This is a genomic window from Buttiauxella sp. B2, assembly GCF_006376615.1.
GTDB lineage: Bacteria > Pseudomonadota > Gammaproteobacteria > Enterobacterales > Enterobacteriaceae > Buttiauxella.
This window is the reverse complement of record NZ_VEXQ01000021.1, coordinates 21,748-35,849: the sequence shown is the minus strand read 5'-3', so window position 1 is coordinate 35,849 and position 14,102 is coordinate 21,748. Positions and strand designations below refer to the sequence as shown.

Genomic DNA, 14,102 nt, shown 5'->3' with positions numbered 1-14,102 from the left:
TTTATTGTCACGGAACAATACCATGGAAAAGAAAATCCCCGGCACTCGTTGGTGGCGTGTGGTTGCGCCTATTTTAATCGCCTGCATTATCTCCTTTATGGACAGAGTGAATATTAGTTTTGCACTTCCTGGTGGAATGGAAGCTGATTTAGCTATTACCAGCCAAATGGCGGGTCTCACCAGTGGGATATTTTTCATCGGCTATCTTTTTTTGCAGATCCCCGGTGGGCGCGCAGCAGTGAACGGCAGCGGTAAGCGCTTTATTGCGTGGTCACTGGTGGCCTGGGCGATAGTGTCCGTTGCTACAGGTTTTGTCACGAATCACTATCAAGTTTTAGTTCTGCGTTTTGTGCTCGGTGTTGCTGAGGGCGGCATGTTACCCGTGGTGCTGACGATGATCAGTAACTGGTTCCCGGACAAGGAAATCGGGCGTGCAAATGCTTTTGTGATGATGTTTGCACCGATTGGTGGGATGGTTACCGCCCCAATTTCTGGCGCTATTATTCAGGGGCTGGACTGGCGTTGGCTGTTCATCATCGAAGGCTTGTTGTCGATTGTAGTACTGGCGGTATGGTGGGTACTGATTAGCGATCGCCCTCAGGAGGCTCGCTGGTTACCGGCGGCAGAACGTGAATACCTGTTGGCAGAACTGGAAAGTGACCGCCAGGCTCGCAGCCTGAAACAACCAGTAAGCAAAGCGCCGTTGCGAGATGTGTTCCGTAACAGCAGTTTGATGAAGCTGGTGGCGCTTAACTTTTTTTATCAGACCGGAGATTACGGCTACACGCTGTGGCTGCCGACTATTCTGAAGAATCTTACCGGCGCGAACATGGCAGGTGTTGGGATGTTGGCAATAGTCCCGTTCATTGCAACGATTATTGGGATCTACGTGATTTCGATGCTCAGCGATAAGACAGGTAAACGACGTTTATGGGTGATGGTTTCACTGTTGTGCTTTGCCGCAGCCCTTCTGGCCTCGGTAGTTTTACGTCATAACATTGTGGCAGCTTATATCGCGTTAGTGGTGTGCGGATTCTTCCTGAAAGCGGCAACCAGTCCTTTCTGGTCTATTCCTGGCCGAATTGCATCGCCGGAAGTTGCCGGTGGTGCGCGCGGTGTGATTAATGGTTTAGGGAATTTGGGCGGTTTCTGCGGCCCATGGCTGGTGGGGATGATGATGTATCTCTATGGGCAAAACGTTGCGGTATGCGCTTTGGCAGGATCACTTGTGATCGCAGCCCTGATTACCCTGACGTTGCCAAAGAACTGCGATCTGACTCCGAATCAAGACAGTAAGTCAGTCGCAGATGTAGCGAGTGTCACAAGCTAATCAATAACCTACAGCATCCAGGCGAAACTGTTTAGCGCAGTTGCCTGGATTTTTTTGTACCGCAAATGAGCTTTCGTTTAGCGGACTGTTAATTTTGGCGGCATTAAGCGAGATCTGCATTTCCGTCAGATATGCAGGATTACCATTGCAGGTTAACTTCACCGCTTTGACGGCATCACTTCCCCAGCTTTTATCCAGTGCTTCATTGAATGCTTTTCGCGTAACCATTTTGCCGTAGTTTTCTGCCAAAAACGCACCGAAAGCGCTTTGTTTGAATTCATTGTTCAGACGAACCATGGTGCCGAAATAGGCATTAGGGTCAAAGCCAAAACATGCGCCATGTTTGGCGAACTCATAACGCTCGAGGCAGGACTGGCCGCCAGCACCGGGCATGACACCCGCGAGTTTAGTGGCGATATCTGTGGATAACGCAGGGGCAGGTGCCTGGCACTTTTGCGAGCCGCGAACCTCCGCCATATTAGGTATTGGGCGGGTTGAACACCCATAACGCATCCACCGTTTTTCATCCACGCCTTTTGCGGCAACTGATTTTGGTAAGCCAGGCCACAGGCCATGCACGGTCAAAAATGCGCGTTTGTCGTTCTGCTCCTGCTGCGTTTTACACTCAACAGGTTCGTTGCGATTGCGCTCATGCATGCTCTGGCAGAAGCCAGTTTGCCAGGAAAGTGCCAGCACATAGCGGTCGAAATCGGCATATTGTTTGGGCTGGAGGGGATCAGCGTGGGTCGCGACACTGGTGATACAGGCAAGAGATAGCAGTGCGGTTTGGCAGATAAATTTCATGCCTTTCTCATTTAGTTTGATGATGATTCCTTATTAAATCATAAAAAAAGCGCCTCGATGAGACGCTTTGTTCTGAATAAGTTCTTGGTTAGCGCCACAACCCACATTCGTGCGCTGTGATTTTTTAGCTAAAGATGTTAACCGCCAACAACGATGGCTGCAGATGGCACCAGGATCTCGGTGGCAATAATCACCACAACCAGACCTACTGCAATCGGCACTGAAGTGCGTTTGACGACTTCGAATGGAGATATTTTTGCCATACCTGCAACCGCCACGACTACACCGGAAACTGGGGAAATCGTACGGCCCAGGTTGGATGCTTGCAGCATTGGGATGGCAAGGTACGCAGGGTTAATGCCTGAGGAGTGAGCCAGTTTCGGGATCATCTCAACAAAGGCGTAGAACGGTGCATTACCTGAACCAGTAGTCATTGCAGCCAACATGGTGAGAACGACCAGCACCAGCATCAGAATGATACTTGCAGAACCGAATGATGTGGCAATTGAAATCAGGCTTTGGATAAAGCCGATAGTGCTCAGACCCTGGGCAAATACGCCTGCTGCAACCAATAACATCACGACGTTTGCGAAGGCGTCAGCCATGCCGCGGTAGCAAACTTCCAGGCCAGAGAAGACGTTTTGGGTATTGAAACCGCGGAAGAATTCAATGATTGCCGAAATCAGAATACAGATAACCAGAATGGTGATGATGTGTAACTGCGGGCCCCATTTACCATCGAAAATCAACACGCCAATAATAGGCGCGAATGGCAGGATGGCGTAGAACGATGGTGCAGTGGTCTGGATTTCGCTGACATCAAGCATTTCATGGCTGATATTTTCTTTTTTATCCAGGTAGCGTTGCCAGAAGAAGTGGGCAATCGCCATGGCAATAATCGCTGCGATAGAAATCGGTACTGTTGTTTTGAATGCAAAATCAACCAGTGACATTTCAGCCGCTTTTGCCGCCAGCACTACATCGCCAGATGTAGGTGACAGGATGATCGCAGCAGGGGAGGCACAAATCGCGGCAGCGGCGCCACGGCTAATACCGACGTTAACCATGACCGGGAACAGGGTTGCCATCAGTAACACGCCAAGACCCGTGGCAGAGGAAACCGCCAGTGACATCAGGCAAGCTACGAAATAGGCGGCAACCATCAAAATGTACGGTGAGTTAATAAACTTCAGCGGTTTTGACGCGAGTTTTACCACCATGTCATTCGCGCCGATATGCGTCATATAAGCCGCGAAACCGCATAGCATCATAATCATCATGCCAAGATCGCCACCACGGCTCATCAGCAAGATTTTTACATACTCAAAAATATCTGTGACGGTATAACCGGTGCTTTCCGCACTGGACGGTAATACTTTATGACCCAGCAATGCACTGATAATAAGCAGTAATAAACCACCGACAAATAATACGCCGGTCGCGGAGTAGCCTTTGATGATGTAGCGAGCTACACCAACAATAACCACAACCCCAATAAGTAATTCCATGATAGTCAGCATTAAAGCCCCCTGTTGCGTTTGGCTGTCGGCATCTTTTGACCGAGCCTGAACGTAACGCCATGCCTGAAAAATAATAAGACGCTTTGCAGTCGTCAGCGAAAACGGTGCCAATCTGCCTGAATCGCTGGCAGAGATTCCTGATGAGCATCAAATTTAGTAAGTTTCGTCACGCTGCCATGACACTTTTGCAGGCAGCATGGCAATTATGGCATTTACTTATTGATAGGCGTTATATATTTATACACTTTATCGTTCTATTAATAATCATTTGAAGGCTATTAAATTAAATAAATATTATGGAATTGTTAATTAACTGGCTGAGTGTAAAGCAGCTAAAAAAGCTTTTAAAATAAAAGAGTCTGATTCTTATACTGCCGCCTCGACCGATATGTCTCATGAAATGTCGATGCCAATGGCCCAACAAACAGCCGCTGAGATTTCCATAGCCACCGTGTTGTGAAGAAAGGCAACGGTTGCCAGCGGCAGTACTCTTGCATCAAGCGTAGTGGATCTTCGTATAGCGCTGCTGGCACCGACACTTTTGCTGCAACAAACTGACATCTGAATCAAAACTGTGCCTGAAGTTGTAACCGTGTTTGGCAAAGCGGGGCGTGACATTTTTATCGAATTGTATTTATGTTGATTTACGCGGGCGGGATTTAAAATCTGCCGTAGAGGATATGCAACGTGCCGTTGCTCAATAGGTAAAATTACCAAATGGAGTATCATTATCGTGGTCCGGGCAATTTGAATATTTGCAACGTGCGAGCACCTAATTGAGAATAGTCTTACCATTTACGCTGGTTATTAATTTCGTCTTGCTCTACGTAACATTTTCTCGCTTGAGTAATGCATTATTAATAATGGGGGTTTTGCTATTCTCACTCATTGGTGGAGTCTGGGTACTCTATCTGCAGGGGCATAATTTGTTCGTAGCAGTCGTTGTTGGCTTTATTGCATTAATGGGGGAAGTGCTTCGAATTTGGCGCGCTTGTTGTCGATTATGAGGGGTGATAGCACCGGTTCAGAAATGATGCACCGCATAGTCGCTCCGATGATGGGTGGCATGATTACTGCACCATTGCTGTCAATGCATGTGAGCCAGGTAATGTGCGATTTATTGAAAATACTATAAATAACAGTGTGTTATACAAACATTTTTGATTCTCAGAAAATTGTTATGGTAATTATTTTCGTACTGAAAACATTCAAAAATAGCATTCTCTTTAGTCCGAATGACAAAGTTGAAGCTGTTTTAGGAATTTACTAAAAGCTTATTGAGATTTTGTTAATATATAATTTGCTAGCTTATATATTGGATTTTGGTGTGGAAATTAATGTGACTCTAACAAAAAAAATTATCATTTCTCTTATTATTATTGTCTCACCGCTTATGGCAATGCCTGCTGCGATGGCAAGCCAAAATGGTGTATTAAGTGATGCCTGGGACACGTTGACTGATAACGTTTCAGAAACGTGGAATGAACCGCAACATTATGATTTGTACGTACCAGCAATAACCTGGCATGCCCGTTTTGCCTACGACAAAGAAAAAACAGACCGTTATAACGAACGCCCGTGGGGCATTGGGTTTGGGCAAACGCGATGGGATGACAGCGGTAACTGGCACGGTTTATATCTGATGGTGTTTAAAGATTCCTTTAATAAATGGGAACCGATTGGTGGCTATGGTTGGGAGAAAATTTGGCGACCACTAACAGACGATAACTTCCGTCTGGGTCTGGGTTATACGCTAGGTGCGACTGCACGTGATAACTGGAACTATATTCCGATTCCTGTGATTCTACCTTTAGCGTCTGTCGGTTATGGCCCGGCAACGTTCCAGATGACCTATATTCCAGGGACTTATAACAACGGTAACGTTTACTTTGCTTGGTTTCGCTTCCAATTCTGATAAGTACTAACCGGCCGGAAACAAACAAAACGCTGATGTTTGCTATCCACTGTTCAAAAATACGGGCTGCTGCACAGATTTTAAAAGAGGTTGCAGTTTTTATCACTTTTTAGCAAATCTGGGCTGGACAAAATCCATCACAATTGGTGTACTGATGCTCGACACAGCATTTGTGTCGTTTTTTCATGTAAAGGTAATTTAGATGTCTAAGATTAAAGGTAACGTTAAGTGGTTTAACGAGTCAAAAGGCTTTGGCTTCATTACTCCGGAAGATGGTAGCAAAGACGTGTTCGTACACTTCTCTGCAATCCAGAGCAATGGTTTCAAAACCCTGGCTGAAGGTCAGCGCGTTGAGTTTGAAATCACTAACGGTGCCAAAGGCCCATCTGCTGCAAACGTAATGCCTATCTAAGGCATTACCAGTAGAATATAAAAACCCGCTAAGGCGGGTTTTTTTTGCTCTAAATTCAGGGGAATAGATAAACTTTCACAAAGCACATCACAATCAGCGTACTCATCAGCACCGCAGTCCAACCTGCAACTCGTTCTTTCATCATTTTGCCTCACGCTAATTTTTGTCCAGAGTGGCAGACAAAAATTAAGCTAACCTTAACGCGTTGCTAATCACTGGCCATAGGCCAAAGAAACTAACCAGAATGCGATAGCGGTCATCGTTAGTGAGCCTGCAAGGTTTAGCAGCATGTTTAATCCAGCCCATGCTAAACGCCCATCCTGAAGTAAAAACACAACTTCAGCCGAGAAGGTTGAAAACGTGGTTAAACCGCCACAAAAACCGGTAGTAATCAAAAGCTTCCATACGGGATCAAGATGAGTCATTCTGGTGAAAAGTGCCAACCCAAGCCCGATGATAAAAGCCCCAACCAGGTTTGCCGTCAGCGTTCCGATCGGAATGGCACCATGGAGTGGGTTCAGTTTCATACTGAGCAACCAGCGCACAACACTCCCCGTCCCACCGCCAATAAATACGGCAAATAGCATCTGCAACACGATAGATTCCTGTTCGCTATAATTCGAAAGTGTTTGAGTGTAACGTCAGCACGGAAAGTTTCACACCCGATATACTGAAATTATTCATAGCCTTTTGAGGGTTAATAATGAAAGTTGCAGTAGGTCAATTTGCGGTGAGCAAGGTCTGGCAGGAAAATGTACAAACATGTCTTAGCCATATGACACAAGCTCAAGCTGCAGGGGCGCAGTTGCTTGTGTTGCCCGAGGCGGTGTTGGCTCGTGATGATAACGACCCAGATTTGTCGGTGAAGTTTGCGCAGACGATGAACGAAGAGTTTATCGAACGACTTTGCGGGCAAAGCAGTAATGATCAACTGACAACCATACTAACTTTGCATATCAAAACCACACCGGGGCGGGCGGCAAATACCTTACTGGCTATTCGCGGCGGTGAAGTGATTGCTCGCTATCAGAAAATTCATCTCTACGATGCGTTTAATGTACAAGAATCACGGCTGGTCGATGCGGGAGATTGTTTGCCACCATTGATTGAGGTTGCAGGTTTTAAAGTAGGTCTAATGACCTGCTACGATTTACGTTTCCCAGAGATGGCGTTGAGTCTGGCGCTGGCGGGTGCGGATGTTTTAGTATTGCCGGCCGCGTGGTTACGTGGCCCGAATAAAGAGATGCACTGGTCAACGTTGCTTGCGGCCCGGGCACTAGATACTACATGTTACGTTGTGGCTTCCGGTGAATGCGGTAATAAGAATATCGGTCACAGTCGAATCGTGGACCCACTTGGTGTTGTGATTGCAGCAGCAAATCAGCAACCGACTTTGATATATGCTGAACTGGAAAGCCAATATCTCACCCAAGTGCGGGCAATGTTACCAGTGCTCAAAAATCGCCGTTTTGCTTTACCGCAGTTGTTGTGATTGTTTTTTGACCAGATCTTGATTCAACTTGTTACAGGTTGCTATTGTATCGCACGACAAAATGACCGTTAATTGTCTCAGTGTATTATTCGCCGTATTCACGGCCAGTGTGATTAAAGAAGGTTGCTATGGGTGAGATTAGTATTACGAAGTTATTGGTAGTCGGTGTGCTGATTGTTTTGTTATTTGGGACCAAGAAGTTGCGCACTCTCGGTGGCGATCTCGGTTCGGCAATCAAGGGCTTCAAGAAAGCTATGAATGATGATGAGACTAGCGCGAAGTCTGCCAACAATACGGATGAAGCAGCGGACCGTATTACGCACAAAGACTAATACCGACTTCAATTTTCGACCAGACATAAAAAAACCGGTATTTTTATACCGGTTTTTTGCGCGCTCATAGCAGATTAAAGGTAACGATTTGTTACATCGTTATTTGACTTCCATACCTTTAGCTTGCAGGTCAGCGTGGTATGACGAACGAACAAACGGGCCACAAGCGGCATGGGTAAAGCCCATCGCCAGTGCTTCCGCTTTCATTTCATCAAACTCGTCAGGGCTAACATAACGCTGTACTGGCAAATGATGACGGCTTGGCTGCAAATATTGGCCCAGCGTCAACATCGTGACGCCATGCCTGCGTAGATCGCGCATGACTTCCACAATCTCGGCATTAGTTTCGCCTAAACCTACCATCAGCCCTGATTTAGTCGGGATGTCAGGATGTGCTTCTTTAAAGCGCTCTAACAGCTTCAGCGACCAATTGTAATCAGCGCCAGGGCGGACTTTACGGTAAACACGCGGTACGTTTTCCAGGTTGTGGTTAAACACGTCTGGAGGCGTTGCGGTAAGAATTTCCAGTGCGCGATCCATACGTCCACGGAAGTCTGGTACCAAAGTCTCAATTTTGATGCTCGGGTTTTTTTCACGAATTGCACTGATGCAATCGGCAAAGTGCTGAGCACCACCATCGCGCAGATCGTCACGGTCAACAGACGTGATAACCACATAGCGCAATGCCATGTCAGCGATAGTTTGGGCAAGCTTAACGGGCTCATTGGCATCTGGCGCAACAGGACGTCCATGGGCAACATCGCAGAACGGGCAGCGACGTGTACAGATTGCACCAAGTATCATAAAGGTTGCCGTTCCGTGGTTGAAACATTCTGCCAGGTTAGGGCAGGAGGCTTCTTCACACACAGAGTGCAGACCATTTTTACGCATTGCCGCTTTGATACCCTGAATTCGGGTCGAGTCAGACGGAAGTTTTATCTTCATCCATTCTGGCTTTCTTAACAGCTCCTGGCGCTCTGTCACCACGTTTTTAACCGGGATCAGAGCCATTTTATCGGCGTCGCGGTACTTGACGCCGCGTTCCATTACAATGGGTTTACTCATATCGTACGTATTCCAGTTGCTGATAACGAAGTCAGGCTAATCGAATGTTTTATTTATCAACTATTTTTTAACAACGCCTGAAGTATATCATCACTGAAGGGGATAAATCAGCCTGACAGAGCAGTAAATGGGGAAAGAATTGTAAATGAGTTGTTGGAATGTGCGCTTTTCAACGTTAACAATTGGCGAACCGACCTTGTAGCGGCTCCCGAGAGGTTGATATTTCGTAGCATATTGAAAGTGGAAAATCATTTTTTGTCTTTTCCCATGACACATCTATCCTTGGTTGGTCAAAAAACGGGAACCCATAAATATATTCAGCCTGAATATATGATAACTAATGAGTTGATACCATTGTTGGTTAATGCATAAAAAACAACCTATTACTTAATCTATTAAAATTTTATAAAACAAAGCATAAAGTGATATTGAGGTATGAGGAATTAATGGCTGCATCTGAATAAGATGCAGCCACTGGAATAATAAATGTATTAAATGGAGGTGTATTTAATAGGGGGGTTATTCAGCAATTCAATGAATTTATTAATAAGCAATGGCTGAACATCTTCAAGTGAAACGCCCGGTCGTAATGCACTGACCTGTGTCATTTCAAGACCCGCATAGCCGCAAGGGTTGATTCGCAAAAATGGACTGAGGTCCATGTCAACGTTCAATGCTAATCCATGGAATGAACAACCTTTCCGGATACGTAAACCCAGTGAGCATATTTTGCGTCCATCGACATAGACACCGGGCGCATCAGCACGTGGATAAGCTTCGACACCCAACTCTGCAAGTGTGTTAACCACAGTTTGTTCAAGGATGGTGACCAGTTCCCGAACCCCGAGCTTGCGACGTTTCAAGTTGAGCAACACATACATAACTTGCTGGCCTGGCCCGTGGTAAGTCACCTGGCCGCCACGATCACTTTGGATTACCGGGATATCACCAGGAACTAATACGTGTTCAGCTTTACCTGCCTGGCCTTGGGTAAATACACGTTGATGTTCTACGAGCCAAATTTCATCGGCGGTGGTTTCATCACGGGTATTAGTAAAGTCATGCATCGCCTGCGAAATAGGTTCATAGGGTCGCAGGCCGAGTTGGCGGATTTGAATAGTATCTTGAGACAAAACATCGTCTCCGGCAGGTTAGAAAGTTGAGGGAGTATACCACAGCAGGAAAAGCACTACCCGGCCACGGGACCGGGCAGTTTACAAATCACAGCACCATACGAACGATTTCGATTTTACCCAGTTCTTCGTACAGCGTTTCAACTTGTTCAATGTGGGTCGCATTAATGGTAACTGACACAGAATGGTAGTTACCTTTGCTGCTTGGTTTAACCTGCGGGGTGTAGTCACCTGGTGCGTGGCGCTGCACCACCTCAACGACCAGATCAACCAGCTCAGGTTTCGCCAGACCCATCACTTTGTAAGTAAAGGAAGTCGGGAATTCGAGCAATTCTCTCAGATTGGTTTTCATGGTAGCTCCAGCGTTACGGCATTAAAAATGATAACTCCCGCCAGCAGGGGCGGGAGTTGCTTTGATTCATAGTATATGGGGACGACTTCCACTCTTTCAAGTGTTCAATTATTAACCAAACCAATGATGGAACATCAGTTTGATGTAATCAATGATACGACTGAAGAAGTTACCTTCTGGCATTTCCTGGAGGACGACCAAAGGACGCTGTTCGATTGTTTTGCCATCCAGTTGGAAATTGATAGTGCCCACAACCTGGTTTTTCTGCAGTGGCGCGTGCAGTTCAGTACTGTTAAGCACATAACTGGCTTTCAGGTCTTTCATACGGCCGCGTGGGATAGTCAGGTAGACGTCTTTATCAACACCCAGAGATGCACGGTCATTATCGCCAAACCAGGCCGGCTCTGAAGCAAACTCTTTACCGGCTTTCAGTGGAGAAACAGTTTCAAAGAAACGGAAGCCCCAGGTCAGCAGTTTTTTGCTTTCAGTTTCGCGGCCTTTGTAAGTACGTCCACCTAATACTGCGGAAATCAGGCGCATCTGGCCTTCAGTAGCTGATGCCACCAGGTTGTAGCCAGCAGCATCGGTATGGCCAGTTTTAATACCGTCAACTTGCAGGCTGGTATCCCACAGCAAGCCATTACGGTTTGTCTGGCGAATATTATTAAAGGTGAACTCTTTCTCTTTGTAGATAGAGTATTCGTTTGGAACGTCACGAATCAGCGCCTGGCCAATCAGAGCCATATCACGCGCCGAGCTGTACTGACCTTCTGCATCCAGGCCGTGTACAGTCTGGAAGTGAGTGTTTTTCAGACCCAAAGCAGAAACATAGCTGTTCATCAGGCCGACGAACGAATCTTGGCTGCCGGCGACGAAATCGGCCATTGCAACGCAAGCATCATTACCTGATTGCAGGTTAATACCACGAATCAGTTGAGATACTGGTACTTGCATCCCCGGTTTCAGGAACATCAACGATGAGCCTTTAAATACTGGGTTGCCGGTTGCCCATGCGTCCTGTCCAACAGTCACAATTGAGCTTTCGTTAAATTTACCTGCTTTCATTGCCTGACCGATAACGTAGCTGGTCATCATTTTGGTCAAGCTGGCAGGGTCACGGCGGGTATCGGCGTTGGATTCAGCCAGAACTTTACCGGAATTGTAATCAATCAGAATGTACGCTTCTGCATCAATCTGCGGCACGCCTGGAATCATGGTTTTAATGTTCAGGTCGTCAGCGTGTGCGGCAGCGATCGCCGAAAGAGTTAGGGCCGTAGATAGCGCCAGGCGTTTAACAAAACGAAAAGAAGGGGCTGTTTTCATGATTAGAACAACGACATCCATGATGGGAATAAAAAAAGTGCCTTACTATAGCAAAAGCGATTTTTGCTGGCATCCGTCTTTGCGCATCATTTGTTAATGGTATTTACATTAATTGACGCACTGCGGATGCCAGACACAACCACTTACATAGCGGGTGCGTTAGTGATGAAAGATTGCTGCTGGGCTTCGCTCATCAAGCGTTGTTGCAGCGCAGTGGCTTCACCTTTGCTGCCAAATGGCCCTAGCTGTACCCGGTACATGGTGCCATTGCTGGAAACCTTACCCGGTACGCCAAATTGTTGGCTCAGTTTCTGCTGCCATTGTGTTGCTCTGGTCTGGTCACTTACTGCACCAACCTGAACCACATATCGCCCGGTTGCGGCGCTAGCAACAGGTGCAGCAGAGTGTACGCTACCTTGAACTGAACCAGGTGCTGTGACCGGTGCAGTTTGTTGCACAGGAGCCGTTGTTTGAGCAGGCGTTGCGGATGCAGCTGGAGCGGCCACTACCTGCGGTTGCTCCGTTTCAATCACGCCTGAAGCCAGCGGTGTTGCAGCACCTAAGAAACCACTGCTGCTGACCGGTGCGCCAGTTGTATCTTCACTTTGCAGTGTTGAATTGCTGATAGCACGCACATCACCTTCTGGCGTTGTTGCTGGCATTCCAGAAGAAGCACTTCCCATTCCACCGTTTAAATCAGGACGCGCGGGCAGGGCGTAGGTTTGCTTGGCAATAGTCGTACATACAGTACCAGGCCCTGACATGGTGCCGTCTTGCGCTACCAGAATAGGGTCAATACGCACTTTGGTATTATTTGATGTATTCAGGCGATCGGCTGCGGCTCGGGACAATGAAATCACACGGTCATTGCCATAAGGGCCACGGTCGTTGATGCGCACGACAATCATACGGCCATTCGCGAGGTTTGTGACACGCGCATAGCTTGGAATAGGCAGCGTAGGGTGCGCGGCGGTTATAGCCGATGGGTCAAAGGCTTCACCAGATGCGGTTAGGTTACTACCCGGTTCGGCATCATAAATTGAAGCAAGACCTGCCTGGCTGAAATTAGCCGGGTTTTGCACGATTTTGTAGCTCTTACCGTTATTCTCGTAATCCTGATTAACCGAAGGATTCAACGGCTCAAAACGCGGATCTGCGCCGCTGATTTCAACCGTCGGGCCATTACAAACAGCCGGTTGCGGTTGCTGATTTACCTGCTGCTGGTCGCCATCATCAGACGAGCAGCCAGCCAGTATTGCAGTGACTACACAGATCCCAAGCCAACGCTTAATCATTACGCACCTCATCCACTTACACGCTTTTTGATAACATTTTTCTGTGGGTATGTATCGACATTACGATACCAAACCCGGCCATCAGAACGATGAGGGCCGAGCCCCCGTAGCTCACTAGCGGCAAAGGTACGCCGACCACCGGTAAGATACCACTAACCATGCCAATGTTAACAAACACATATACGAATAAAATCAACATTAACCCGCCGGCCATAACACGGCCAAAGGTAGTTTGCGCGCGAGCGGCAATGACAAGACCGCGCATAATGAGTAGCAGATAGAGCGCCAGTAATACCAAAACACCCACCAGACCTAGCTCTTCGGCGAGTACCGCAAAGATAAAATCAGTATGGCGTTCGGGTAAAAATTCAAGCTGCGACTGTGTTCCATGTAGCCAGCCTTTGCCACGCAATCCACCGGAACCAATAGCAATTTTAGACTGGATAATATGGTAGCCCGCACCAAGTGGGTCAGTTTCTGGATCAAGTAGCATCATCACGCGAGCACGCTGATAATCATGCATCAGGAAGAACCACAGAATCGGGATGAAGGCGGCAACCAGCAGGACAGCAACGCCAATCAGTTTCCAGCTCATACCTGATAAGAACAGAACGAACAGACCGGATGCGGCAATCAGAATCGATGTTCCGAGATCAGGTTGAGCAGCAACCAGTAGCGTCGGCATGAAAATGAGCACCAGCGCGATCGCGGTATTTTTCAACGTTGGCGGGCAGACATCGCGGTTGATAAAGCGCGCCACCATAAGAGGTACCGCTATTTTGGCGATTTCTGACGGCTGGAAACGTACGATACCCAGGTCAAGCCAGCGCTGTGCACCTTTGGAAATTGCACCAAACGCATCAACTGCCACCAACAGAATAATACAGACGATGTACAGATAGGGCGCCCAACCTTCGTAAACACGAGGGGGGATCTGCGCCATCACGATCATAATGACCAGCCCCATCAGGATTTGACCAATCTTTCGCTCCATCATGTCCATGTCCTGGCCACTGGCGCTCCAGATAACCAGCGCACTAAAGACAAGCAGCGCCAGAACGGTGACCAGGAAGAGCGGGTCGATATGGATTTTATCCCAGAACGACTTTTTGTTTGGATTATCAGTCAT

General features: G+C 47.4%; 14 protein-coding genes and 1 pseudogene. 6 read left to right on the top strand and 9 right to left on the bottom strand.

Going from position 1 to position 14,102, the window contains the following annotated elements; genetic code table 11:
- The first annotated feature begins 22 nt into the window (after nucleotides 1-22).
- Nucleotides 23-1,330, top strand: coding sequence for an MFS transporter (locus FH968_RS19040; RefSeq protein WP_139882321.1), 1,308 nt, complete (start codon nucleotides 23-25; stop codon nucleotides 1,328-1,330).
- On the opposite strand, the gene rna is transcribed toward FH968_RS19040, so the two are convergent.
- Nucleotides 1,331-2,134 (bottom strand): ribonuclease I, encoded by an 804-nt coding sequence (rna, locus tag FH968_RS19035; protein ID WP_139882320.1) that lies wholly within the window; start codon nucleotides 2,132-2,134, stop codon nucleotides 1,331-1,333.
- Between the two features lie 137 nt (nucleotides 2,135-2,271).
- Nucleotides 2,272-3,654 carry an anaerobic C4-dicarboxylate transporter DcuC gene (dcuC, locus tag FH968_RS19030; protein ID WP_139882319.1) on the bottom strand — a complete coding sequence of 461 codons (1,383 nt, stop codon included), beginning with the start codon at nucleotides 3,652-3,654 and terminating at the stop codon, nucleotides 2,272-2,274.
- Between the two features lie 590 nt (nucleotides 3,655-4,244).
- Between dcuC and FH968_RS23930 the strand changes: the two are divergent.
- From FH968_RS23930 to cspE, 3 genes and pseudogenes are all read left to right on the top strand, one after another.
- Nucleotides 4,245-4,789, top strand: a pseudogene (locus tag FH968_RS23930) (efflux RND transporter permease subunit); the annotation flags it as partial.
- Nucleotides 4,790-4,993: 204 nt separating this feature from the next.
- Nucleotides 4,994-5,569 carry a lipid IV(A) palmitoyltransferase PagP gene (gene pagP / locus FH968_RS19020; RefSeq protein ID WP_223271343.1) on the top strand — a complete coding sequence of 192 codons (576 nt, stop codon included), beginning with the start codon at nucleotides 4,994-4,996 and terminating at the stop codon, nucleotides 5,567-5,569.
- 202 nt (nucleotides 5,570-5,771) lie between these two features.
- Nucleotides 5,772-5,981, top strand: a complete 210-nt coding sequence (gene cspE / locus FH968_RS19015; RefSeq protein ID WP_004100146.1) for a transcription antiterminator/RNA stability regulator CspE — start codon at nucleotides 5,772-5,774, stop codon at nucleotides 5,979-5,981.
- Nucleotides 5,982-6,193: 212 nt separating this feature from the next.
- Here cspE and crcB read toward each other — a convergent pair whose 3' ends face one another.
- A complete protein-coding gene (crcB, locus tag FH968_RS19010) occupies nucleotides 6,194-6,577 on the bottom strand; it encodes a fluoride efflux transporter CrcB (RefSeq protein ID WP_139882317.1) in 384 nt (127 codons plus the stop codon).
- 107 nt (nucleotides 6,578-6,684) lie between these two features.
- Here crcB and FH968_RS19005 point away from each other — a divergent pair, with 107 nt between their 5' ends.
- Complete coding sequence (locus tag FH968_RS19005; protein ID WP_139882316.1) at nucleotides 6,685-7,473, top strand: deaminated glutathione amidase; 789 nt, start codon at nucleotides 6,685-6,687, stop codon at nucleotides 7,471-7,473.
- 128 nt (nucleotides 7,474-7,601) lie between these two features.
- Nucleotides 7,602-7,805 (top strand): twin-arginine translocase subunit TatE, encoded by a 204-nt coding sequence (gene tatE / locus FH968_RS19000; protein WP_139882315.1) that lies wholly within the window; start codon nucleotides 7,602-7,604, stop codon nucleotides 7,803-7,805.
- A 99-nt stretch (nucleotides 7,806-7,904) separates the two neighbouring features.
- Here the strand turns inward: tatE and lipA are convergent, their stop codons facing one another.
- The 6 genes from lipA to mrdB all read right to left on the bottom strand — a co-directional run bounded on the left by lipA (nucleotide 7,905) and on the right by mrdB (nucleotide 14,102).
- The gene (gene lipA, locus FH968_RS18995; RefSeq protein WP_139882314.1) at nucleotides 7,905-8,870 is read right to left on the bottom strand and encodes a lipoyl synthase; all 966 of its coding nucleotides are present in this window, start codon (nucleotides 8,868-8,870) and stop codon (nucleotides 7,905-7,907) included.
- Between the two features lie 491 nt (nucleotides 8,871-9,361).
- Nucleotides 9,362-10,003 carry a lipoyl(octanoyl) transferase LipB gene (gene lipB / locus FH968_RS18990; RefSeq protein ID WP_139882313.1) on the bottom strand — a complete coding sequence of 214 codons (642 nt, stop codon included), beginning with the start codon at nucleotides 10,001-10,003 and terminating at the stop codon, nucleotides 9,362-9,364.
- A gap of 88 nt (nucleotides 10,004-10,091) precedes the next feature.
- Nucleotides 10,092-10,355: a DUF493 family protein YbeD gene (gene ybeD / locus FH968_RS18985; RefSeq protein WP_139882312.1), complete on the bottom strand. Its 264-nt coding sequence runs from the start codon at nucleotides 10,353-10,355 to the stop codon at nucleotides 10,092-10,094.
- A 111-nt stretch (nucleotides 10,356-10,466) separates the two neighbouring features.
- Nucleotides 10,467-11,678, bottom strand: a complete 1,212-nt coding sequence (gene dacA / locus FH968_RS18980) for a D-alanyl-D-alanine carboxypeptidase DacA (RefSeq protein ID WP_139882311.1) — start codon at nucleotides 11,676-11,678, stop codon at nucleotides 10,467-10,469.
- 143 nt (nucleotides 11,679-11,821) lie between these two features.
- On the bottom strand, nucleotides 11,822-12,973 hold the full coding sequence (gene rlpA, locus FH968_RS18975; protein WP_139882310.1) for an endolytic peptidoglycan transglycosylase RlpA: 1,152 nt from the start codon (nucleotides 12,971-12,973) through the stop codon (nucleotides 11,822-11,824).
- Between the two features lie 16 nt (nucleotides 12,974-12,989).
- A complete protein-coding gene (gene mrdB / locus FH968_RS18970) occupies nucleotides 12,990-14,102 on the bottom strand; it encodes a peptidoglycan glycosyltransferase MrdB (protein WP_139882309.1) in 1,113 nt (370 codons plus the stop codon).

Excerpts from the sequence above, each read along its gene's own strand:
- dcuC (WP_139882319.1), bottom strand. The coding sequence starts at position 3,654 with ATGCTGACTATCATGGAATTACTTATTGGGGTTGTGGTTATTGTTGGT.
- rna (WP_139882320.1), bottom strand. The coding sequence starts at position 2,134 with ATGAAATTTATCTGCCAAACCGCACTGCTATCTCTTGCCTGTATCACC.
- tatE (WP_139882315.1), top strand. The coding sequence starts at position 7,602 with ATGGGTGAGATTAGTATTACGAAGTTATTGGTAGTCGGTGTGCTGATT.
- mrdB (WP_139882309.1), bottom strand. The coding sequence starts at position 14,102 with ATGACTGATAATCCAAACAAAAAGTCGTTCTGGGATAAAATCCATATC.
- dacA (WP_139882311.1), bottom strand. The coding sequence starts at position 11,678 with ATGAAAACAGCCCCTTCTTTTCGTTTTGTTAAACGCCTGGCGCTATCT.
- lipA (WP_139882314.1), bottom strand. The coding sequence starts at position 8,870 with ATGAGTAAACCCATTGTAATGGAACGCGGCGTCAAGTACCGCGACGCC.
- FH968_RS19040 (WP_139882321.1), top strand. The coding sequence starts at position 23 with ATGGAAAAGAAAATCCCCGGCACTCGTTGGTGGCGTGTGGTTGCGCCT.
- FH968_RS19005 (WP_139882316.1), top strand. The coding sequence starts at position 6,685 with ATGAAAGTTGCAGTAGGTCAATTTGCGGTGAGCAAGGTCTGGCAGGAA.
- rlpA (WP_139882310.1), bottom strand. The coding sequence starts at position 12,973 with ATGATTAAGCGTTGGCTTGGGATCTGTGTAGTCACTGCAATACTGGCT.
- ybeD (WP_139882312.1), bottom strand. The coding sequence starts at position 10,355 with ATGAAAACCAATCTGAGAGAATTGCTCGAATTCCCGACTTCCTTTACT.
- cspE (WP_004100146.1), top strand. The coding sequence starts at position 5,772 with ATGTCTAAGATTAAAGGTAACGTTAAGTGGTTTAACGAGTCAAAAGGC.